Source organism: Paraburkholderia sp. RHO2 (assembly GCF_050955445.1).
In the GTDB taxonomy this organism is placed as follows: Bacteria; Actinomycetota; Actinomycetes; order Mycobacteriales; family Mycobacteriaceae; genus Prescottella; species Prescottella agglutinans_A.
This window is the reverse complement of the sequence record NZ_CP162617.1, coordinates 3,031,531-3,052,403: the sequence shown is the minus strand read 5'-3', so window position 1 is coordinate 3,052,403 and position 20,873 is coordinate 3,031,531. Positions and strand designations below refer to the sequence as shown.

Annotated in this window: 18 protein-coding genes; 10 read left to right on the top strand and 8 right to left on the bottom strand. The window is 68.5% G+C overall.

The window, feature by feature from the left end; all coding sequences use genetic code 11:
* Positions 1 to 21 precede the first annotated feature (21 nt).
* A complete protein-coding gene (locus ABTV10_RS14185) occupies positions 22 to 960 on the top strand; it encodes a helix-turn-helix transcriptional regulator (protein ID WP_499027874.1) in 939 nt (312 codons plus the stop codon).
* Entirely contained in the window at positions 914 to 1,216 is a 303-nt protein-coding gene (locus ABTV10_RS14180) for a putative quinol monooxygenase (protein WP_499027873.1), read from the top strand. The genes ABTV10_RS14185 and ABTV10_RS14180 overlap by 47 nt, the downstream gene beginning before the upstream one ends.
* A gap of 18 nt (positions 1,217 to 1,234) precedes the next feature.
* Here ABTV10_RS14180 and ABTV10_RS14175 read toward each other — a convergent pair whose 3' ends face one another.
* The gene (locus tag ABTV10_RS14175) at positions 1,235 to 1,630 is read right to left on the bottom strand and encodes a hypothetical protein (protein ID WP_499027871.1); all 396 of its coding nucleotides are present in this window, start codon (positions 1,628 to 1,630) and stop codon (positions 1,235 to 1,237) included.
* Positions 1,631 to 1,795: 165 nt separating this feature from the next.
* On the opposite strand from ABTV10_RS14175, the gene ABTV10_RS14170 reads away from it, so the two are divergent.
* The 4 genes from ABTV10_RS14170 to ABTV10_RS14155 all read left to right on the top strand — a co-directional run bounded on the left by ABTV10_RS14170 (position 1,796) and on the right by ABTV10_RS14155 (position 9,140).
* The gene (locus ABTV10_RS14170) at positions 1,796 to 3,238 is read left to right on the top strand and encodes a DHA2 family efflux MFS transporter permease subunit (protein ID WP_499027869.1); all 1,443 of its coding nucleotides are present in this window, start codon (positions 1,796 to 1,798) and stop codon (positions 3,236 to 3,238) included.
* A gap of 77 nt (positions 3,239 to 3,315) precedes the next feature.
* Positions 3,316 to 6,735, top strand: coding sequence for an ATP-binding protein (locus ABTV10_RS14165; protein WP_499027867.1), 3,420 nt, complete (start codon positions 3,316 to 3,318; stop codon positions 6,733 to 6,735).
* A 142-nt stretch (positions 6,736 to 6,877) separates the two neighbouring features.
* The gene (locus ABTV10_RS14160; RefSeq protein WP_499027865.1) at positions 6,878 to 8,263 is read left to right on the top strand and encodes an FAD-binding oxidoreductase; all 1,386 of its coding nucleotides are present in this window, start codon (positions 6,878 to 6,880) and stop codon (positions 8,261 to 8,263) included.
* 49 nt (positions 8,264 to 8,312) lie between these two features.
* Positions 8,313 to 9,140 (top strand): DUF5602 domain-containing protein, encoded by an 828-nt coding sequence (locus ABTV10_RS14155; RefSeq protein ID WP_499027863.1) that lies wholly within the window; start codon positions 8,313 to 8,315, stop codon positions 9,138 to 9,140.
* An 18-nt stretch (positions 9,141 to 9,158) separates the two neighbouring features.
* Here ABTV10_RS14155 and ABTV10_RS14150 read toward each other — a convergent pair whose 3' ends face one another.
* The gene (locus tag ABTV10_RS14150) at positions 9,159 to 10,088 is read right to left on the bottom strand and encodes a S1C family serine protease (protein ID WP_499027861.1); all 930 of its coding nucleotides are present in this window, start codon (positions 10,086 to 10,088) and stop codon (positions 9,159 to 9,161) included.
* Between the two features lie 298 nt (positions 10,089 to 10,386).
* On the opposite strand from ABTV10_RS14150, the gene ABTV10_RS14145 reads away from it, so the two are divergent.
* On the top strand, positions 10,387 to 11,736 hold the full coding sequence (locus tag ABTV10_RS14145; RefSeq protein ID WP_499027860.1) for a hypothetical protein: 1,350 nt from the start codon (positions 10,387 to 10,389) through the stop codon (positions 11,734 to 11,736).
* A 17-nt stretch (positions 11,737 to 11,753) separates the two neighbouring features.
* Here the strand turns inward: ABTV10_RS14145 and ABTV10_RS14140 are convergent, their stop codons facing one another.
* Both ABTV10_RS14140 and ABTV10_RS14135 read right to left on the bottom strand, forming a co-directional pair.
* Entirely contained in the window at positions 11,754 to 12,497 is a 744-nt protein-coding gene (locus ABTV10_RS14140) for an MBL fold metallo-hydrolase (RefSeq protein ID WP_499027858.1), read from the bottom strand.
* Positions 12,498 to 12,513: 16 nt separating this feature from the next.
* On the bottom strand, positions 12,514 to 13,176 hold the full coding sequence (locus ABTV10_RS14135; protein ID WP_499027855.1) for a DMP19 family protein: 663 nt from the start codon (positions 13,174 to 13,176) through the stop codon (positions 12,514 to 12,516).
* 201 nt (positions 13,177 to 13,377) lie between these two features.
* Between ABTV10_RS14135 and ABTV10_RS14130 the strand changes: the two genes are divergently transcribed.
* The gene (locus ABTV10_RS14130; protein ID WP_499027853.1) at positions 13,378 to 13,668 is read left to right on the top strand and encodes a hypothetical protein; all 291 of its coding nucleotides are present in this window, start codon (positions 13,378 to 13,380) and stop codon (positions 13,666 to 13,668) included.
* Between the two features lie 123 nt (positions 13,669 to 13,791).
* On the top strand, positions 13,792 to 14,865 hold the full coding sequence (mraY, locus tag ABTV10_RS14125; RefSeq protein WP_499027851.1) for a phospho-N-acetylmuramoyl-pentapeptide-transferase: 1,074 nt from the start codon (positions 13,792 to 13,794) through the stop codon (positions 14,863 to 14,865).
* A 49-nt stretch (positions 14,866 to 14,914) separates the two neighbouring features.
* Here the strand turns inward: mraY and ABTV10_RS14120 are convergent, their stop codons facing one another.
* Entirely contained in the window at positions 14,915 to 15,136 is a 222-nt protein-coding gene (locus tag ABTV10_RS14120; RefSeq protein ID WP_499027850.1) for a hypothetical protein, read from the bottom strand.
* A gap of 344 nt (positions 15,137 to 15,480) precedes the next feature.
* On the opposite strand from ABTV10_RS14120, the gene modA reads away from it, so the two are divergent.
* Positions 15,481 to 16,275: a molybdate ABC transporter substrate-binding protein gene (gene modA / locus ABTV10_RS14115; RefSeq protein ID WP_499027848.1), complete on the top strand. Its 795-nt coding sequence runs from the start codon at positions 15,481 to 15,483 to the stop codon at positions 16,273 to 16,275.
* 25 nt (positions 16,276 to 16,300) lie between these two features.
* Here modA and ABTV10_RS14110 read toward each other — a convergent pair whose 3' ends face one another.
* The 3 genes from ABTV10_RS14110 to ABTV10_RS14100 all read right to left on the bottom strand — a co-directional run bounded on the left by ABTV10_RS14110 (position 16,301) and on the right by ABTV10_RS14100 (position 20,734).
* A complete protein-coding gene (locus ABTV10_RS14110) occupies positions 16,301 to 17,431 on the bottom strand; it encodes a lipase family protein (RefSeq protein ID WP_499027846.1) in 1,131 nt (376 codons plus the stop codon).
* Between the two features lie 131 nt (positions 17,432 to 17,562).
* Complete coding sequence (locus ABTV10_RS14105; RefSeq protein WP_499027844.1) at positions 17,563 to 19,875, bottom strand: serine/threonine-protein kinase; 2,313 nt, start codon at positions 19,873 to 19,875, stop codon at positions 17,563 to 17,565.
* Positions 19,876 to 19,879: 4 nt separating this feature from the next.
* Entirely contained in the window at positions 19,880 to 20,734 is an 855-nt protein-coding gene (locus ABTV10_RS14100) for a glutamate ABC transporter substrate-binding protein (protein WP_499027842.1), read from the bottom strand.
* Positions 20,735 to 20,873: the final 139 nt, after the last annotated feature.

Genomic DNA, 20,873 nt, shown 5'->3' with positions numbered 1-20,873 from the left:
CGAGTGCCTACGCTGGGTTCCATGTCGCTCGTCAGCGGTGCCGGTCCGATCGTCATCGGCCATGCGCGGCCGAGCAACGCGCTCGGTGCGTACGTCGAGCGCTACTGGTGGTGCACGCCCGGACCCGGGGCGGCGCTGCCCGACATCTGGCCGGGTACCGGCGCCGAGTTGTGGATCCACGTGCGTGGCCATGTCTCCGTCCGCGTTGCGGACGCGGTGCCGGCCCGGCTGCCCGCGGCCCACCTGGTCTGCCTGCGACGCAACCGCTGGTCGCTCACACCCTCCTCGGACGGAGGGGCCTTCCTCGTGGTGCGGTTCCGCGCGGGGGCGCTGCGGCGCCTACTGGGAGAGGGCGTCGACGGTGTAACGGACACGGTGGTGTCCGCCGAAGACCTGTGGCAGCACGAGGGTTCGCGGCTGGCGGACGCGGTCTGCTCGGCCTCCACGTGGCGTGCACGCGTCGGCGCCCTGGACGGCGCCCTGCGCGTCCTCGCTGGTCGCCGCCGGCTCGAGAGCACGGTCGAGAGCCGGGTCCTTGCCGCGGCCGACGTCGTCTACCGGCGGCGCGGAGCCGTGCGAATCGACCGCCTCGCCGCGGAAACCGGGCTGAGTGTGCGACTGTTGCAGCGTCGCTTTCCTGCTGCCGTCGGGGTGGGCCCCAAGGAGTTCCAGCGGCTGACCCGCATTCAGCACGCCACGCGGACGCTGTTGCTCGGCGACGAATCGCGCTACCTGGCAACCGCTCTCGACGCCGGGTTCTACGACCAGAACCACTTCATCCGGGAGTTCCGGCGGTTCACCGGGCGAAACCCCGCTGCGACCCTGGGTTTGGGCCTGTCGCATTTCTACTATGAGTCGTCCACCGTTCGCCGCGAGGATTGGGCACCGACAATCCCCAATGAAAGGCGACACCATGACCATGGTCACCGCAATCCTGCGCCCCCGGCCGGGCCGCGCTGACGACCTCGCTGCCGCACTCCTGGACGTGGCGGAATGCACCCGCGCCGAAGCAGGAGTGGTCGCGTACGCGATCGGCCGACGTGAGAACGGGAATTTCGTCGTGGCCGAGCAGTACGTGAACCAGGGCGCCTGCGACGCACATTTCGCCGCACCGTACGTGGCCGACCTGCTCGCCCGGTTCCCCGAGCTGGTGGACGGTAAGCCCGAGGTCGAGTTTGCGGCCACCTTGACCTCGTTCGTCGTCTCAGCGGTATGAGACTGGAGCGGGAAGTGTCTACGGGCGGATGATCGGGGGAATCGACGAGTCGTGACTGACCAGCGCCACCGCGACCCTGTGTTCGGCCGCGAGTGCGCAGAACAGTTCCGTGGCGCGCTCTGCCTGTGACCAGCCGAAGCCTGCGTAGATGATCGCCCCACCGATGCTGTAGTCGGTCAGACGTCCCTCGAGGCTGGGGTCGGCGGTGAGCTCCTCGTCGCTAGGAGCGCCGGGGCCGTTGAGCGGTGGGAAGACCTCGGCGAGCGCGGTGTAGAACGCGCGCAGCTCGGGTGTGGTCACGGCGACGTCGCAGAAGTCGTGATCCTCGGCCCATTCGACCTGCACGCCGAACCAGTCGAGGAAGCCGCTGTCGGTCGTGGCGGCGGGGTCGAAGGCGACGATGTCGAAGCTCATGCGCTGAGATGTTATGGCGGCCCCGTTCTCGCCGGCCCGTCGACCAGTCCCTCGCCGCCGCCGCGCCTCCAAGGATTTCGCCCGGTGCGAGCCAAGCGTGCTGGCACACGGTGGGGACGACGCGAGAGCCCTCGCGTCGTCCCCACGAGATACCGAGGACAACCGATGCCGGTCGAGACAATTCCGAGAAGCGCCGCAACGCGACGCGCCACCCTGATCGTGGTCTGTGTGACCACCGCGATGCTGATGCTCGACATCGCCGTGGTCAATACCGCCCTGCCCTCCATCGCCGTCGACCTCGACACCGGGGTGAGCGGGCTGCAGTGGGTCGTCGACGCCTACACGCTGGCGTTGGCGACCGTGGTCCTCAGTGCCGGATCGTTGGCGGACCGACGTGGGCGCCGCTACGTGTTCGAAGTCGGCATCGTGCTGTTCACCCTCGCCTCGCTGGTCTGCACGGTGGCGCCGAACATCTGGGTGCTCGACCTCGCACGTGCCGCGCAGGGGGTCGGCGCCGCCGTCTTGTTCGCCTGCTCACTCGCGCTCCTCGCGGACGTGTTCGAGAAGGGACCCGCACGCGCGACGGCGCTGGCCGCGTACGGCGCCACGATCGGCGGGGCGTTCGCGATCGGTCCGCTGGTGGGCGGACTGCTGACCGAACTGGTCCATTGGCGGGCCATCTTCCTGATCAACGTCCCGATCGGATTGCTCACCCTGGCCGTCACCGTCAGATGGGTGCCGGAATCGCGGGATCCGAACCCGCGCGGTGCCGACGTGATCGGACAGATCCTCGTCTGTGTCGGATTGGGCGCGGTCGTCTTCGGGCTGTTGCGCGGCAACGAGGTCGGATGGACCTCGCCGGCGACGGTTGTCGCCCTCGTCCTCGGTGCCGTCGCGTTGATCGGATTCGTCGGATACGAACTGCGGGCACGCGAACCGATGCTGCCGCCGCAGTTGCTGACGAACCGGGCGTTCGCGGGTGCCCAGGTCGCGGCCTTCGCGATCTCGGCGTCGCTGTTCGCGGTGTTCGTGTACACCACGATCTACCTGCAGAACATCCTGCACCTGTCTCCGGTCGAGGCGGGGTTGGTGTATCTGCCCGCGACGGTCGCCATGTTCGTCGTCGCCGGCGCGACGGCGAAGCTTGACGGTCGAATCCCGGTGTCGGTCACGCTGACCGCTTCACTGATGTTGGTGGCCGCGGGTCTGGTGATGATGACCGTCGTGGACGTGTCCAGCTCGAAGTACGCCATCCTGCCCGGCTTCGTCGTGGCCCTGGTGGGCGCCGGAGTGTTCAATCCGGTCATGAGCGGGCTCGTGCTCGGGGAGAGCACTGCCGACCACGTCGGGTTGGCCGCCGGCATCAACGACGCGTTCCGTCAAACCGGGATCGCGGTGGGGGTGGCCGGTCTCGGCGTCCTCCTGCCCGCGCAATCGATGCTGCCGGGGGGATCGCCGGAGGAGTTCGTCTCGGGTCTGCACGCCGCGCTGATGGTCGCCGCGCTCATCGCGGCACTGGGAGCGCTGGTATGCGCGGCAACACTGCCCGCGCGACGTTCCGCGCGCCGCGGAGCTGACGGTGCCGAGGTCGTGTCGGCACTTCGATGAGCGATTTCTCGCACATCGACGACTCTCGGTACCTACACTCGGGCAGTCCGAAGTCGGTGGGTACGAGGAGTTTACGCATGATCTATCGGGTGCTCGGACCTCTCGAGGTGGCCCGCACCGACTCCGGTGACGAGATCGTCGATCTGGGGCCGCGCAAGCAACGCGCGGTCCTGGCGGTTCTGCTGCTCGGTCGGGGGCGGGTGGTGTCCACCGCCCGCCTCGTCGACGCCCTCTGGGGCGACGAGGCGCCTGCGAGTGCCATGGCCAGCATCCAGGCCTACATCTCGAACCTGCGCCGGGTGCTCCGTGTCGAGACCCGAGCCGCTTCGCCGATCGTGCGGCAACCACCGGGTTACGTCCTCGACGTCTCGGCCGACGAGGTCGACCTGGTGACTTTCCTCGACGACGCCGAGGACGCGCGGCGTCTTGCGGAGGACGGGTCGTGGGAACCGGCGTTGAAGACGGCCGACCGCGCGCTCGCGTTGGTCCGGGGGCCGTTGCTCGAGGACTCGGCCGAAGAACCGTGGGTTCAGATGGAGGCCACCGGTTTCGACGAGGTACGGATCGAATGCCGGGAGACTCGGATCACCGCCCTGCTTGCGCTGGGTCGGGTCCAGCCCGCGCTCGTCGAGGCGGCCCAGCTGTGCAGCGAATTCCCGTATCGAGACCGCACCTGCTGGCTCCGGATGCTCGCCCTGCACCGGGCCGGCAGGTCGTCGGAGGCGCTGGAGTGGTTCCGGTCGCACGTCGATCGGCTCGACGCCGAGTTGGGGCTCGAGCCCGGGACCGAGTTGCGCGCACTCCAGAGCGCAATCCTGCGCCACGATCCGGGTCTCGCGGCCTGGCCCCGCACACCGGGATGGACCGGGGCGGAGCAGGTTCCGCTTCCCGTGTCCCAGTCCGTGAACGCCGACGCACCCGCGGCGGGTGACGCGGTCGGCAAGGTGGAAACAGGTCGCGTGTTCGTCGGTCGCCGCGGCGAAACTCGCATGATCGAGCGGATGCTCGACGACGTCCTCGTCGGGTCCACACGGTGGCTGGCGCTCACCGGCCCCGCCGGGATCGGCAAGACCCGGGTGGCCGAGGAATGCGCCGCACGGACCGTCGCGGCCGGTGGGACGGCGGTGTGGGCGCGGTGCCCGGAGGACGACGGCGCCCCGGCCTGGTGCCCGATCCGGCGGATGGTGCGCGAACTCGGCGGTGACGCGGACATCGTGCTGGTCCCGCCGACCGGCGTCGATCCCGACGAGGCCCGGTTCGCCGTGTACGACCGGGTGCTGGAGGTGGTCGAGGCGGCGGCCGCGGACACCCCCGCGCTGACCGTCGTCGTCGACGACATCCAGTGGGCCGACCCGACGTCGCTGCGGTGCCTGGCGTATCTGGTCGGGGCACTGCGCGACAGCCCGGTCTGGTTCGTGTTGACCGTGCGCGACACCGGCATCGGCGCGGCCGTCGGAACCCTTGTCGATGCGGTGCTGCGCGGGGAGGGTAACCGGCAGATCGCGGTTTCGCCGCTGTCCCCGGCCGACGTCGAGGAACTGGCCTGCCATGTGGCCGGAGAGCGAATCGGCCCGGACGAGGCGCGGATCCTGACCGACCGGACCGGGGGCAACCCGCTGTTCGTCTCCGAGTACGCCCGGTTGCCGCGCGACGAGCGCCTCGGCGACGGGATCCCGGTTGCCGTCCGGTCGGTGCTGGACCGACGGCTCGCGGCCGTGGAACCCGCCGTGTTGCAGGTGCTTCGCGTTGCCGCCGTGCTCGGCGACGCCATCGAGATCGACCTGCTCTCCGCGGCGTCCCGCCTCGACCTGGACACCCTCGCCGACTATCTCGACGAGGCGGCGGATGAACGGATCATCGTGACCGCGCCCGACGCGCGAGGGTACCTATTCGCGCACGGTCTCCTGCGGCACGCGGTTCTCGAGGCCATGCCCGCGCTGCGGCGTCAGCGCGTTCATGCTCGGGTCGCCGAGATCCTGAAGGACTCCACCGACACGGACCGGCCTAGTCGGCGGGCCCAACATTTGTGCGCCGCACTGCCGTTGGTGGATCCACGGGAGGTGCTCGACGCGTGCACCGCCGCGGCCCGGCAGGCGACGGACCGGTGGAGTTCGGAGACCGCCGCGCACTGGTGGGAGATCGCGGTGCAGATCTTCGATCAGCTGCCGGCGTCCGAACGATCGCCGGACGACCGTGACGACCTGCTGGTGGCCAGGGTGGAAGCGCTCGCCCGGGCCGGTCGCGGCCAGACCGTTCTCGACGTCGTGGGCGCCGGCCTGCTCGACGCGGTGCGCGAAGGCCGCACCGCGGGCGCGGGGCGACTGGCGGCCGCCCTGCTGCGTGCCGCCGGGGGATGGCCGTGGGTGTCGTACGGCCGGGATCCCGGGCCGCTGCTCGAACGGCTCACGGCGCTGGAGCCCTTCGTCGCGTCCGATCCCATCGCGCACGCCCGGGTCTTGTCCGCGCTCGCCGTCGGCAGCTGCTACCACCCCGATTCCACGGTGCCCGACGGCATGAGCCGCCGCGCCCTCGAACTGGCTCGCGCCCAGGGCGACCCGGACGTGATCGCCGATGCCCTGCTGGGTCGGATACTCCTCTTCTCCGGGGTGGCGCGGCACGGCCGGGAATCGGTCGACCTGTTGACCGAACTCCTCGAACTGCCACACCAGCAGTCCCGGGTCGACGACGTCATCGCGCACACGGTCGCGAGCATGGCGCAGATGAATCTCGCGAACACCGAGGCCGCTGCCGCACACGTGCGGCAGGGAATCATCGGCTGCGACCTCTTGCGCCTACCCGTGGTTCGGGTCCAGCTCAGGTGGATGGAGGGCACGCTCGCGGAGTGGCGCGGCGACTTCGAGCGGACCGCACAGCAATACGACACGGCCCGGCAGATTCACCTGCAGACCGAGTTGTACACCGCGGGCAGCGACGATCTTGCCCTGAACAGCCTGAAATGGGCGCAGGGTGAGCTGGTCGACACGACGCCCGGCTTCGTCGAGCCGAGAGCCTGGAGCATCGCGATCGCTGCCGCCAGGGGAGACCGTCAGGCCGCGGTCGATGGACTTGCGCGCTGGGCCGAGGATCCCGGCCCGGACGTGTGGACCACGCTCGGACATCAGACACTGCTCGCCCATGTCGTCGCCGACCTGTCGCTGGTCGAGTACGCCGAACTGTTCCTCGGGCACCTTGCGCCCTTTGCGGACCGGATCGCGACCGTCGGGCAGGTGGGGGTCATCGGCGCGGTGGCCGAGGCGTCGGCGCGCCTGCACGCGATGCTGGGGCAGACCGATCAGGCGTCGGCCCTGCTGGAGCAGGCGGAGCAGATCGCGCACCGCACATCAGGCGTGCCGACGCTGCTGCGGTGCAGGCTGCTTCGTGCGCAACTCGGTCCTGACGCACCGGGGCGCACTCGCGAACTGTCCACCATCGCGGACGAGGCACACCGCTGCGGAATGCACGCGGTGGCGGCACAGGCGCGGTCGCTGCTCGCCTGACCGGCCGTCATCGCGGTGCGCTCGGTCGCGGGGACTTGGCAAAACCTTGGATCCGCGCTCGCGCAACGCACAAGAACCAGCCAAGACGATCCGGTCACCCTTCTTTTCACGCCCCGACAGTGGACGACGAAAGGAAGTTTCGATGGACCTCCAGACCCCGGTGAGCGACGAGACGATCGCGTCGCTACGGACAACGCTAGGTGGATCGGTTGCTCTTCCCGGCGAACCTGGATACGAGCTGGCGATGCCGTGGAACCGGGCGATCCCGGTCACCCCGCGCGCGGTCGTCGTGGCGGGGAGCGCCGATGACGTCGCGGCCACGGTTCGGTTCGCCGGGCAGCACGGTCTCCGGATCGCCGTACAGCGCACCGGGCACGGCGCGGTGGCCGTGTCCGGTGACGTGCTGCTGGTGCACACCGGGCAGCTGGACGAGTGCATCGTCGATCCCGGCGCCCGCACCGCCCGCGTCGGCGCCGGGGCGATCTGGCAGGACGTTCTCGACGCGGCGACGCCCCACGGCCTGGCGCCGCTGACCGGGTCCTCCGCCACCGTCGGAGTTGCGGGCTTCCTCACCGGTGCGGGCATCGGACCGCTGGTACGGACCCACGGTCTGTCCTCCGACCACGTGCGGGCGTTCGACATCGTCACCGGCGACGGTGAACAGTTGCGTGTCACACCGGACGAGCACGCCGAGCTGTTCTGGGGCCTACGCGGCGGCAAGGCGACGCTGGGGATCGTCACGGCGGTCGAGATCGATCTGCTGCCGATCTCCCAGATCTTCGGTGGTGCTCTCTATTTCGACGGTGCCGACGCTGCGGTGGTTGCGCACGCCTGGCTCGACTGGTGCCGCGACCTGCCCGAGCACAGCTCGACGTCGATCGCGTTCCTGCGGCTTCCTCCACTGCCGCAGATCCCGCCTCCGCTCGCAGGCAAGCTCACTGTCTCCGTCCGATTCGCCAGTGTCGCAGACGGTCCCGAGGCAGAGGACGTGATCGCGCGGCTGCGCGCGGTAGCGACGCCGCTGATCGACGTCGTCGGCCCGATGCCGTACGCGGCGTTGCCGGCAATCCACTCCGATCCAGTCGACCCGATGCCGACTCACGAGTTCAGCGCCCTCACCCATGCGCTGTCACACGAGGCCGTCGAGGCCCTGCTCGCAGTCGCCGGACCGGGATCCGGATCGCCGCAGACGATGATCGAACTTCGGCTGCTCGGTGGTGCGCTGGCGCGCGAGCCGCGGCATCGCAGCGCCTTCTGTCATCGGGACGCCGCGTTCGCGCTGACGGTAGTGGGCGTGGGGGCTCCGCCCCTCGCCGAGGCGGTCGTCGAGCACGCTCACGCCGTCGAACAGGCCGTGGCGCCATGGGCCACCGGAGGCACCCTACCGAATTTCGCCGCCACCGCCGACCCCGAGCGAATCGCCCGTTGCTACGACGAGGACACGCGTCACTGGCTGAGTGCGTTGGCGAACGAGCACGACCCGCGCGGGGTCCTGCACGTCGGACAGGTCGTGCGCACCCTGATGTGAGATCGGGCCCGTCGCGACGCGGACAACATACCTATCGAAAGGACTCACAGTGAACACAATTCGGACCGCCGCCGGCGTGGTAGCCGCGTGCACCGCCCTCACCGTGGTCGGCTGCAGCAGTGCACCGGCACACTCCCACGGGACCACCGGAGCGACCGCCGACGTCGAGGCGGGAACCCAGCTGGGCGAGGCGAGCACGTTGGGGAACGGAACGTCCCGAACCTACGTCGTGCGTGATGACGCCGGTCAGCCTACCGAGGTCGGCATCCGGATCTCGGCGACCGCGCTCGACGGACTGCCCGACGGTCCGGACGCGACGACGCAGATGTCGATGCTCGCGCTGCCCGCGGGCGCGTCCGACACGGGATTCGATCACGTCATGCTCGACTGGAACCCGCACGGGCACGAACCACTGGTGCTGTTCGGCGACCCGCACTTCGACATGCACTTCTACACGGATGCGGTGCAGCACGACATCGACCCCGCGGCACCGGGCTTCGCGCAGAGGGCGGCCAAGCTTCCGGAGGCGAAGTACGTTCCTCGAGGCTATGCGCCACCGCCCGGTCCGGCAGAGGCGAACGTGGTGCCGTTCATGGGTCTGCACTGGATCGATAACGCGGACAATGCGATTCCCGGTGCCTTCGACTTCACTGAGGTGCTCCTCAACGGATCGTGGGACGGGAAGTTCACGTTCATCGAACCGATGATGACCCGCGAGTGGCTGCATACGCGCCCGACCCTGCGTGAGGAGATCAAACAGCCGCCGTCCTATCAGCGCACCGGGTACTACCCGACCGTCTACTCCGTTCACTTCGACGAGACCGCACAGGAGTATGTCATCGCGCTCGGCGGCATGACGATGCGTCAGGCGTCGTGAGATGTGAAAGGGACGCTTTCACGGCTCGTCGGCGAGTTCTCGCGGGACGGCGACGGCGTCGACCAGCGCGCCGTTGCGCCACACGGTGACCTCGACGCGCCGGCCGATGGTCCCCTCGACCATGCGCGCTTGGATGTCGGTGGCTGTCGCCACGGGACGCCCGTCGATCGCCACGAGTATGTCCCCTTTGCGTAGTCCAGCCGCGGAGGCGGCACTTCCGGGCACGACCTGGGCGACCTGGACGCCACGCTTGCGGCCCAGCTTGGTGGCGAGCTCCGGCGGCAGGGGTATCTGCATTCCGGCGATTCCGAGCCAGCCCCGCCGGACGCGTCCGGTGCGCATGAGGGAGGCGATGATCCGCTCGGTCGTCGCGTTGATCGGAACTGCAAGACCGACGCCGACACCGGCAACGGCCGTGTTCACGCCGACCAGTCGGCCGACGCTGTCGGCGAGAGCGCCGCCACTGTTGCCCGGGTTCAGGGCGGCGTCGGTCTGGATGACCTCGTCGATGACGCGGCCGGACCGTGTGGGCAGCGACCGCCCCAGCGCCGAGACGACGCCGGCGGTGACGCTGCCGGCGAGGCCGAGCGGACTGCCGACGGCGACCACCAGCTGCCCCACCTGGAGGTGGGCGGCATCTCCGCGGGTCACGGCCGGCGGCACCGCACCCCTCGCCCGCAGGACCGCCAGGTCGGAGAGAGTATCCCGGCCCGTGACATCGGCCATCACCTCGCCACCGTCGGAAAAGGTGACTTCCGCGTGCCTCGCGCCGTCCACCACGTGGGCGCTGGTCAGGATGTAACCGTCCGGCGTCAGCACCGATCCGCTGCCGCCCCCGCTGCCCCGCCGGGTCTGGACCCGCAGGCTGACGACACTCGGGAGCACCCGCTGAGCGACATGGATCACGGCCGCGGAGAACGCGTCCAGTGGTTCGGAATCCTCACTCATACGAATATCGAACGCCCGCCCCGGCGCGAGTGATACCGGCGTTCGCGCAGAGCCGAAGTTCGCGGTCGCGGACGGCCGTGAACCGCTCCGGACAGGCGGTGCATGCCGACGATCTCGACGGAAGTGAACCCTGTGTTAACACTCTCGGTGATTGTGGTCCCGGGGTTGAACGACCGTCCAGATTTGGCTTGGATGTGATGCGGTGCCCGGGCCACAGCACGTTCCGGACCGGCGATACGGCACCCACGGGCGTCGCGCTCGTGACGCGATCATCACGAGGACGGGTTGGGGACACGGCATGGGGCGGACACGACGCCGAAGCGGGATCTACTCGAGCACGGTTGCCGTGGCACTGGCCGCGGCGCTGGTCGGCGGAACGGCGACCGCCTATGCCGCGCCGGACACCTCCGCTGCGGCCGGCGCCACGACCTGCGTGGGGTCGAACCACGCGACCCTGGGGGCCATCTTCGATGCCGTGCTGCAGGCGTCGAAACCGATTCTGCCGCAACCCTTCCTCGACAACTACGACGAGATCCGCGCGGAGGGGCACCGGCGCCTGAGCATCACGGGCATCAGTACTCTCGCGGTGTCGAACCCGGCGGCGACGCAGTCCTCGGATCCGGACGCGGGCATCAACAAGTACGGCGACCCGATCACCCGGTATCTCGTCACCCAGTTGATGAACGTCAAGAACGGTGAGGAGTCGGCCGTCATCCGCGCCGAGAATCTCACCCTCGGGCAGGCCGTCGAGACCGCGTACTTCCTCATCTACACGACGGCGCTGGTCCCGGCGAACATCATCGCCGGGATGATTCCGTCGATGGTGAGCCTCGGCCCTGTCAGCGCGGGGATGCTCATCAGCCTCCCGCTCAAGTTGGGGGCGAAGGGGTTCGCGGCCATCTACGACGCCGCGCAGAGCCAGCTCGAACGCAGCTGCCTGGTGTGGGCGGACAGCGCCGCGATCGACGCGGCAGGCCGGCCGGACCGGGAGATCGACCTCGGATTCGAGGCGCCCGCGTTCGTCGAGGAGATCGCCGCGGGTGTCTCGATCGCCGGCGCGGACTGCCCGCCCGCCACCGAACTGACCCTCGCCGAGGTGTTGGCGCGGACCGGCGCTTACCTGCGCGCGACAAGCCCCGATCCCGACAACGTGCGGCAGGTCGAGGACCAGCAGGCGCGGCTGGCCTGGATCCTGGAGAACACGATGGTGCCCTCGGGGCTGATCCCCGCGAACCCGGACGACTTCTCCACGATCGAGACGCTGCTTTCGACGGCCCTCGGCATGGTCCCCACCGTCGGAGGTGCGACGACGGAGGCGCTCGTCGCTCTGGTCCACGACGCTTTCGCCGGCGAGGACCTGGCCGAGGTCCAGCCTCTCGCCGCGGTGCGGGTCGGTGACGCGCTCACGGCCGCGTACTTCGGGTACGCGTTGACCACGCAGGTCATGGAGATCGGTTACACCGCAGGCACCGACGCGCTGTCCGCCGCGTGGGTGGCGGGATCGGGCGGAGCCGGCGCGGCGGTCAACCCGTTCGACTGGATCCCGTCGCCGTTCCCGCTGATCAACGCGCCGAACACGTATGGGCTGTCGACCTACCGCCATGTGCTGAGTTCGGTGTGTGTCACCGACGACTCACAGCCCGCGTGAGGTGACAGCGGGCGGGCTCACCGGGACCGATCACGCGCCTGCTCGACGGCCGCGGCGATCGGCATGAACACCGCGGGGCCGTGTCCCGGGATGATCGTCTCGGCGTCGAGTACGGCGAGGTGGTCGAGCGCCGCGACGGTGTCCTGGCCGCCGTGGTCGAAGACCGGTGGGAGTAGTTGCGGGCCTCGAACTTCCGACAGCGGGTGCGCGGTGACCAGCGCGTCGCCGGTGACGACCACGCCGTGCTGCGGCAGGTGAAACGCCGCGTGCCCCGACGTGTGGCCGTGGGTCGGCACCGGGACCGGTGCGCCGGGCAGATCGAGAGGACCGTTCGATCCGAAGGCCCGGGCGTCGCCGACCGAGAGCGATCGGGTGGCCCCGGCGCGTGCGATGCGCAGTAACCACGGCAGCACGCCGTGCCTGTGCAGCATCGGGAGGAAGTCCCTGCCGGTCGCCTGTTCGAGGTAGTCCCGCCGCGCGTGGGCGACTTCGGTCGGGTCCGTGAACACAGGAATCTCGTAGCGGTCATGGAAGGCGACGATTGCGCCCATGTGGTCGATGTGCGCGTGGGTGAGCAACATGCCCTGCACATCCTCGGGTCGTCGACCGAGCGAGCGGATTGCGCCTTCGACCGCGCCGACGTCACCGGGATAGCCGCCGTCGATCAGCGTCAGGGCGTCACTGTCCCGCAGGATCACCACGTTCACGTCCGTCCCGACGGCGCGGAACACGTTGGGCGCTACTTCTTCCACAGTCGTCACGGTTCACCATTGTGCGTCATGTCCGACCTGGGGGCCGCGGCTCCGCGGAGCTGTCGCCGTAGTGTTCGACGACGAGCCGGGGGAGCGGGTTCGGATAGTCCCAGAACGCTTCGTCGAGCTCCTCGAGTCGTTCCCGTTCGGCCTCGGAGAGCAGGCCCAGCGGGTCGGCGAGCGAGACGACCTCGTCGGTCTGCCCGTACGGTTCGATCACGGCGTGCATCGCACGCACGATCTCGGCAGTCCGATGCGCTCCGATCACATCGAGCGCCGCGACCGCAGTGTGGTGGTTGCGCTCGCCCCAGTTCCCGAAGAACTGCAGGAACCCGCCGTTGTTGACGTCCGCCTCCAACCGCCACAACGCCACCAGCTCGCGATCGCGTGGCGGCACGGCATCCACATCCCACCCCGCCTGCTGCACCCGGTTCAGCGCCTCGTCGTACAGGCGGTCCTGGACGATATCCCAGACGCTCACCATGCCCTGCGGATGCGGCTGCCACAGTTCCGGCCAGTTCAACCCGTACCCGTCGTCGGCGAGCTCCCAACGGGCACGCTCGTCGGGCGTCGCCTTCTCGATCCGGATGTGCCGGGTGATCGGTGTCGCCAGCACGTCACCGTTCTCGAGCGTCAGCACGATGTCGACGTCCGTGAAAGCGACCTCGGCAATGCGGTAGTCATTCATGATTTCCTCCCAACGTCCGCGGAGCACGAACGAGGATTCCATCATCGTCGTGGCGTGGCGCTGACGGTCGTGCGGATCCGAGTGCCCACGCCTGGGAGTGCGTGCCGAACACGGATTTCGGCCGGATGTGACGATTCGTGTGTGAGTGCGAATACGCTTCGCGGCATGACTCCCGCGCGGTCCACGAGTGTGTGGACACCGATGCTGATCGGCATCCTGACGGGCACGCTCGTGCCACTGCTGCTCTACTTGCTCGCAGTCAGGGCACTTCTGGATGTGTGCGATGTCGAACCCCATCCGTCTGCGGGTGGAATGTACTGGCTGTGCCTGCTCCTTCCGCTCGCCGCAGTGGCAGTGGTCGCTGCGGTGACTATGTGGTTACGGCCGCGGGCACGCCCCGCCTTCGGGGCATTTCTGTCCACCTTCCTGATCGTCGGCGCCGGAATGGCGGCACTCCAACACTTCGCCGACACCTTCGCCGACCGCCTGTGACCCGTCCGCTCGATAGCTGACAAGATGGTGTGGGGGTGGGGACCCTACGAGGTGTCGACCTGAACGTGCACGTGCTCAACGATTTCGGAGTGCGCGCGCGGAACACCAAACCTGGGGGGGAAGATGAGGCAGATCCTTTTCGCTGCCGGAATTGCACTGGCAGTGTCCATTCTGCTGACGCCGCTGCTGATCAAGGCGTTCTCGCGACAGGGATTCGGCCAGGAGATCAGAGTCGAGGGGCCGGCGAGCCATCAGTCCAAGCGTGGCACCCCGACGATGGGCGGTGTCGCCATTCTGTGTGGACTGTGGGCGGGCTACCTGGGATCGCATCTGATTGGCATCGGATATGGCACCGACGGCCCGTCCGCTTCGGGGCTCCTAGTATTGGCCCTCACAACCGCGTTGGCCGCCGTCGGTTTCCTCGACGACTACATCAAGATCCGGAAGCAGCGGAACTTGGGTCTGAAGGCGACGGGAAAGTACATCGGCCAGATCTCCGCTGCGGTGATCTTCGCGGTGCTCGCGCTGGGCTTTCGCAGCAGCAGTGGACTGACGCCCGGCAGCACCGATCTGTCCTTCAGCCGGGACACCACGATCGCGATGGGTGCAGTCGTATTCGTGCTGTTCACGTGCGTAGTGGTGGTTTCCTGGTCGAATGCGGTCAATCTGAGCGACGGGTTGGATGGCCTCGCAGCCGGTTCGATGGGGCTTGCGCTCGGCAGCTACGTCATCATCACCTTCTGGCAATACCGCAACGCGTGCGACACCGCACCTGGCGCGGGCTGTTACGCCGTACGCGATCCACTCGATCTCGCTGTGGTCTGCGCCGCCGGCGCGGCCGCATGCGTGGGATTTCTCTGGTGGAACGCGGCCCCGGCAAAGATCTTTATGGGCGATACCGGTTCGCTCGCGCTGGGCGGACTACTGGCCGGGCTTTCCATTACCACCAGAACCGAACTGCTCGCCGTCGCGCTCGGTGCGTTGTTCGTCGCCGAGGCGGCATCGGTGCTGATCCAGGTCGCCGTGTTCAAGGCCTCGCGGAAACGTGTGTTCCGGATGGCTCCGATGCACCACCATTTCGAGCTCGGTGGGTGGCCTGAGACGGTCGTCATCATCCGGTTCTGGTTGCTTGCCGCGATTGTGTCGGCAGCGGGCCTCGGATTGTTCTACAGCGAGTATCTCGCGGCCGTGGACTGACCCTGCTGAAGGGTGCACCCCGATCCGCCGACTCGAATCGGCATGACCCTCAGGATGGTTCAGGGCGCGGGGCGTTGGTGGGGCGCCCAGTCGACGGCCAGGTGTCGTGTACGTACCAGACGACCCAATAGAGCGGGAAGATCAGCACAGCTCCGGAAACCGCGAGCAGACTGCCGCCGCGCCGACGCTGCCCGATCGCTGTCAGGACGCCGAGTCCGAGACACGCACCTGCCACGAGGAGCAGGAGGGCGAACACCAGGAACCACGGCACACCCACAACGTACAAGATCTGTCGTCGCCTGCGGGCCGGACCACAATCAAGTCGAGCGGAGATCGCCCCGACGAGGGGCGGCGTCATCTCGAAGACGCCGCGCAGGTGACCGTCGACACGCGGGTAAACCGCAGAAGCGGCGAAGTCGGTTATTCATAACCGCTTGTGCCGATCTAGAGTGTCATTCGTGCCGCGAATGCGAAATAGATGCGACCTACGCGCGGACGGTCGCCGTACCCGCCGCCCGACTGACCTGCAGTTCGTCGGTGGTCCTGCGCCGAACCGCTTTCCGGCCAGTTCGTCTCGTTCGCACTGCTGTCGCCCCATCCTCCAGGAGGAACATCGTGAAGAGAGCTCTCCGTGGTGCGCTGGTCGCACTGACCGCGACCTCTGTCATCGCTGGATGCTCGAGTTCCGGCTCGGACAAGTCGACAACCAGCGCGGCAGCCTCGGGGACTGCGCCGAGTGGCGCCATCACTGTCTTCGCGGCCGCCTCCCTGAAGTCCACGTTCACTGAACTCGGCGAGCAGTTCGAGCGCGATAACCCCGGCACCGCAGTGAAATTCACCTTCGCTGGCTCGTCCGATCTCGTCTCCCAGCTGACACAGGGCGCGCACGGCGATGTCTTCGCGTCCGCTGATCAGGCGAACATGGCCAAGGCGGTCGACGCCGGCCTGACTGCCGGCACCCCGATCGGCTTCGCCAGCAACACCCTCACCATCGTGACCCCGCCCGGCAACCCGAAGAACATCGCATCATTTGCCGACCTCGCGAAACCCGGCAATCTGGTGGTCGTGTGCGCGCCGCAGGTCCCGTGCGGGGCGGCGACGAAGAAGATCGAGGACGGCTCGGGAATCGAGCTTTCGCCGGCGAGCGAAGAATCGTCGGTCACCGACGTTCTGGGCAAGGTCACCACCGGTCAGGCCGACGCCGGGCTGGTGTACGTCACCGACGCCGCGGGGGCCGGAGACAATGTCACCGCAGTTCCGTTCCCCGAGTCGTCGGGTGCGGTCAACACCTACCCCATTGCGGTGCTCGCGAATTCAGGGAACGCGGCAACGGCGAAGGCGTTCGAAGCGCTGGTCACGGGCCCCGCTGGTCGGCAGGTGCTGGCCGATGCCGGGTTCGCCGCACCCTGACCACCCCGAAACCGCGCCGCCCTCTTCAGCCGCCGAACAGGCCGCGCACGAACGCCGTCGTCTCGGGCAACGCGGCGCGCATTGTCTCCAGGTGGCCGGTGGTATACGTCCGGAAAGTGACCGGCTGGTGATTGGCGGTCAGGTCTGCCGCCAGTTTCAGTGCCAGTGGAGCGGGCACCACGTCGTCGATCAGGCCCTGTCCGAGGAACACCGGGCGGTCGTATCCGGTCGTGGGCACGGCGAGCATGTCGCGCAGCGCCGCGAGCAGCGCCGGGTCGTCTGCCGGGCGAACCACGAGATCGCCGACCGACACGTTCTGCAGCTGCGGCGCCACCTCCTCGTAGCACTCCGACTCGGCGGCCCCGACCGCGGCGCGGCCGACGTCGGTGAGGAAGCTGTCGACGTCGAGGTCCGGTCGGGTGGCGCGCAGTCCGGCGAGGATGTACGAGACGAAGACGGTGGTGCCGGTCAGCGGGAGCCGCGGGAATTCGGGGCGTACCAGCGGGGCGAGGTTCTCCAGGTTCGACGGCGCGCCGGTCGCCACTGCGCCGCGGTAGTCCAGTTCCGGCGCGTACCTGGTTGCGAGGGACGCGGTGACCATGGCTGCCTGGCCGCCTTGGGACTGGCCGAGCACCACCCAGCGCGGGGACAGGAGCGGCTCGACGGCACGTGCCGCTCGGACCATGTCGACCACGCTGTGCGCCTCCGTCGCGCCGTCCAGGTAGGGATGTATGCCGGGGGTCCCGAGCCCGACATAGTCGGTCGCGACGACGGCATACCCCTGAGCGAGCCAGTGCCCGAGGTAGGGGCCGCCGATCTTGCCGGTGACTGTGGGGGAGCAGCGGTCGGCCAGTCCCACGGTGCCATGCGCCCACGAGACCACCGGCCAGCCGCCGGGCGGCGGTTCGCCGGGAGGTAGGAAGACCGCGCCGGTACTCAGTGCCGGTCGGGCGAGCGGGCCGACGGTCCAGTAGGTGACACGGATTCCGTTGGCAGCACCTGGGATCCAGGCGGACCGATCCAGATCGGTGGTCTCGACGATCGTCCCAGGCGCGGTATCGGGGGGAGCAGCGGAGGCGTGCGGGCACGCGAGTCCGGTGCTCGTGACCGCCACCGCGAGCATCAGCGCCGCCCGGCCCACCAGTCGTCCGATCATCACGCCACCTCGGCTGCCGACCGTCTTCGTCGTCCGGTGCCAGTGTGCGCTGCACGGTATTGCCGGCGGTTCGAAATGCTGCCGATCGTGACCGACGGGCCGTGGCATTCTCTACACCCAGGTCTTGGGCTCTACACCCAGGTCTTGGGCCGGATCGCGTTTGCCAGATCGACGAGGGTGTATCGGTGCGTGCGCGTGGCGGTGTTGCGGGCCAACGTACGAAGTACCTCCTCGGCGCCGGACCGCAGTCCGAGCGCGGTGAACTGCGCGCCCAGGATCGGCTCGGGCGCGGCCTCCCGACCGGACTCGAGCCAATCCACCGCGACACCGAGGACCAGGGCTCGCATCTGGAGTGCCCGCGGTTCCGTCTCCGGAAGTCGTTCGACACGATCGGCCGCCTCCCGGAGGTCGGATTCGCTGATCTCGGTGATCGGCAGGCCATTGACCAGGATCAGCGCGGTTGTCAGCAGAGCCTCCCCGAAGTGCCGGGAGCTGGGGGGTACCTGGTCGAGGATCTGCACGGCGTCCGGCCGATCCCCCCGAGCCTCGAGTTGGCGGGCGAGGCCGAATGCGGCACTGACCAGACTGTGGTCCGTCTGCCACACGGTCCAGTAGTAGTGTTCGGCGATCGCCCTCCAGTGCGCTCGGAAGGCAGCGGCGTCGGTGGCCGGACGGTCGCCGGCACCCCGGTCCAGGATCAGTTCGGCAGTACCCGCCAGCGCCAACTTGGGCGCCGACTCGCCGGGCAGCGCGGACAGCACGCTGTCGAAGTGGGAGAACGCCGCCTCGAACTTGCCGCGCAGCAGATCGCACAGCGCCTGATACCAGCTGATCCGCCAGCCGTGCGGGACCTTCTCGGCCAGGTCGTCCAGTAGATCAGCGGCGTGCTCCGTCTCGCCGAGGTCGAGGTAGGCGCGCACTTCCATCAACTGCAGTTCCACGCTGCCCTCGAGTCGACCGTGCGGAGCAGAGGCACTTCGTTCACGTGCGACGCGGAGGGTGCCGAGGAGCTCTTGCGGCGGCGCGTGCATCGCCGCGGTGAGGAGCCCGGCTCCCGGATCGGTCGGGTCTGCCATGGGAACCGGCAACGCCTGCTTCAGGGCCAGCGCGCTGGGGTGCTCGTCGTGGGCCTTGCCGTCGATGAACACATCGGTCTGTCGGATCGTCAGATCGGTGCCGAAGCTGCCGCGCGGCGGACTGAACTGCTGCGACAGCCCCGCTCGTGGTTGCCCGGACTGCGCGGACGAGATCTCGCGGAGAAGTGCGGTCAACTGCGTCGACAACTCGTCGATCGATGAGAAGCGCTGCGCCGGATCCGGATTCGTCGCCCGACGTAGGAGGCGGTAGTACGCCTCGTACTGTCGGAACAACGGTTCCTCAGCCGGATCGGGCAGGCCGTCGAGGAGTCGGCCGTGCTTGGACGGCAAGTTCACGGTGAGTGAGGCGAGGGTGCGACCGACGGTGTAGATGTCGGTGGCCACGGTCGGCCCGGTGGCGACGATCTCGGGTGCCTGGAAGCCCGGGGTCCCGTAGATGTATCCGGTGTCCTCGATCGCGGCGACGGCGCCCAGGTCGATCAGTTTGACCTGCCCTTCGCTGAGCATGATGTTCTCGGGCTTCAAGTCGTTGTAGATCAGACCGATCGAGTGCAGATAGCTCAACGCCGGTAGTACTTCGAGGATGTATCCGAGGGTCTGGTCGAGCGGCAGCATCCTTCTCGGTTCCGGCCGCGGTGCCGACCGGCCCGAAGTCGTGCGGAGCAGATCCTTGAGCGTGGTGCCCCCCACGTACTCCATCACGATGTATCCGATCGGGCGGCCGTCCGAACCGGGGTGCTCGACGAAGTTGAGGATTTTGACGATGCTGGGATGGGTCACCTCGGCGAGGAAGCGCCGTTCCGCGATCGTCACCGCCTGGGCTTCGGGGTCGCCCGCGTGCAGCAGCCCCTTGAGTACCACCCACCGGTTGTCGACGTTCCGGTCGACGGCGACGTAGATCCAGCCGACACCACCGTGGGCGATGCAGCCCTGCACTTCGTACTGTCCGGCTACCAGTTCGCCGGGCTCGAGTTGCGGATGGAACGAGTAGGCGGTGCCGCAGTCGGCGCACACGCCTCGGCTCGGCGCCGGCTCGTTCGCCGCCGCGCGGCCGACGGGTTTGCGGCATCGCGTGCAGTATCGCCTGCTCTCGGCGACCACCGGTTCGCTCAGCATCGCGGATGACGGATCGAGCGGGGCGATGACCGGGATCTCTACCAGGCCCTCGCCGATGAGTCGGCGACCCGAGGCCACCCGCGCCCGGCGTCTCGAGCGTCGGGTCGACTTCTCCGCGGGTGCCGCCGCGCGCGTCACACCGGTGGTGGTGTCGTCGGTGCCGCGGGCGGTGGCGGCCTCGGTGCGGTGGGGGGCCGTGCCGTCAGTACCTCGTTCCGTGGGCTGAGTCATCTGATCAGTCCCGGTAGTTCGGCGGGGGCAACCCGGGCGACGGCCCGAGCGGGGTGAGCCAACGGTTGTAGATGTTCGTCCATGTTCCGTCCCGGCCGATTCGCTCGAGGGTGGCGTTGACCGCGCGTACGAGGTCGTCGTCGTTCTTGTTGATGCCGATCCCATACGGCGCGACTTCCATCACCGGACCGACGATGTGCATGTTCGGATCCTGCACCGCCATGCCGAGAAGGATGGCGTCGTCGGTGCTGACCGCGTCAACCTGTCCTTGCTGGAGGGCAACCAGGCAGTCGTCCCAGTCGGTTACGGTCATGACTTCGACTTTCGGTATCAGCCGTTGCACGGCGAACATCGCCGGAGTGTCGGCCACCGAACACACGCGCCTGCCGGTCAGGTCCGAGGGTTCGCGGATCCCGGAGTTCTCTGGCACGAGCAGCCGTTGACCGGCTTGGAAATACTCAGCGGAGAAGGCGATCTGCTCGGCCCTGGCGCAGGTCATCGTCGTGGACATGATGAACATGTCGACGCTGGAATCCTGCACCGACTGGATCCGATCGGTCGGGTTGACCAGTCGAAACTCCACTTTCGCCGGGTCGCCGAGGAGGTCACGGGCGATTTCGTGCGCGATGTCCACGTCGAAGCCTTCGAGGGCGCCGGTGACGGGGTCCCGGTTGCTGAACAGGTAGTTGCGCTGGTCGACTCCGACCACAACCCGTCCGCGTTCCAGGATTTCGGATACCTTGGCGCCCGCCGGGTTGTCGCCCGGCGGATTCGGCCGAAGGCTGGCCGTGGCGTCGCACTCCGCGACGCCGGGGACGGTCGTGGTCGCCGGCGGCACGATCTGCGCTCCACTCGGCATGGGAAACTCGGTGTAGCTGCCGGCCGGCGCGAGTGGCGGCGTGTGAATGGCCGCGCACGCGGTCAGGACGCTCGCACCGGCCGCACACGCGAGTATCGGCCAGCGATGTCCTGTCGGTCGCCGCCCTGTGCCCGCCACT

Bases quoted from the DNA above. Each gene is read 5' to 3' on its own strand.
- ABTV10_RS14185 (WP_499027874.1), top strand. From the start codon at position 22: ATGTCGCTCGTCAGCGGTGCCGGTCCGATCGTCATCGGCCATGCGCGG.
- ABTV10_RS14180 (WP_499027873.1), top strand. From the start codon at position 914: ATGACCATGGTCACCGCAATCCTGCGCCCCCGGCCGGGCCGCGCTGAC.
- ABTV10_RS14175 (WP_499027871.1), bottom strand. From the start codon at position 1,630: ATGAGCTTCGACATCGTCGCCTTCGACCCCGCCGCCACGACCGACAGC.
- ABTV10_RS14170 (WP_499027869.1), top strand. From the start codon at position 1,796: ATGCCGGTCGAGACAATTCCGAGAAGCGCCGCAACGCGACGCGCCACC.
- ABTV10_RS14165 (WP_499027867.1), top strand. From the start codon at position 3,316: ATGATCTATCGGGTGCTCGGACCTCTCGAGGTGGCCCGCACCGACTCC.
- ABTV10_RS14160 (WP_499027865.1), top strand. From the start codon at position 6,878: ATGGACCTCCAGACCCCGGTGAGCGACGAGACGATCGCGTCGCTACGG.
- ABTV10_RS14150 (WP_499027861.1), bottom strand. From the start codon at position 10,088: ATGAGTGAGGATTCCGAACCACTGGACGCGTTCTCCGCGGCCGTGATC.
- ABTV10_RS14145 (WP_499027860.1), top strand. From the start codon at position 10,387: ATGGGGCGGACACGACGCCGAAGCGGGATCTACTCGAGCACGGTTGCC.
- ABTV10_RS14135 (WP_499027855.1), bottom strand. From the start codon at position 13,176: ATGAATGACTACCGCATTGCCGAGGTCGCTTTCACGGACGTCGACATC.
- ABTV10_RS14130 (WP_499027853.1), top strand. From the start codon at position 13,378: ATGCTGATCGGCATCCTGACGGGCACGCTCGTGCCACTGCTGCTCTAC.
- mraY (WP_499027851.1), top strand. From the start codon at position 13,792: ATGAGGCAGATCCTTTTCGCTGCCGGAATTGCACTGGCAGTGTCCATT.
- ABTV10_RS14110 (WP_499027846.1), bottom strand. From the start codon at position 17,431: ATGATCGGACGACTGGTGGGCCGGGCGGCGCTGATGCTCGCGGTGGCG.
- ABTV10_RS14105 (WP_499027844.1), bottom strand. From the start codon at position 19,875: ATGACTCAGCCCACGGAACGAGGTACTGACGGCACGGCCCCCCACCGC.
- ABTV10_RS14100 (WP_499027842.1), bottom strand. From the start codon at position 20,734: ATGCCGAGTGGAGCGCAGATCGTGCCGCCGGCGACCACGACCGTCCCC.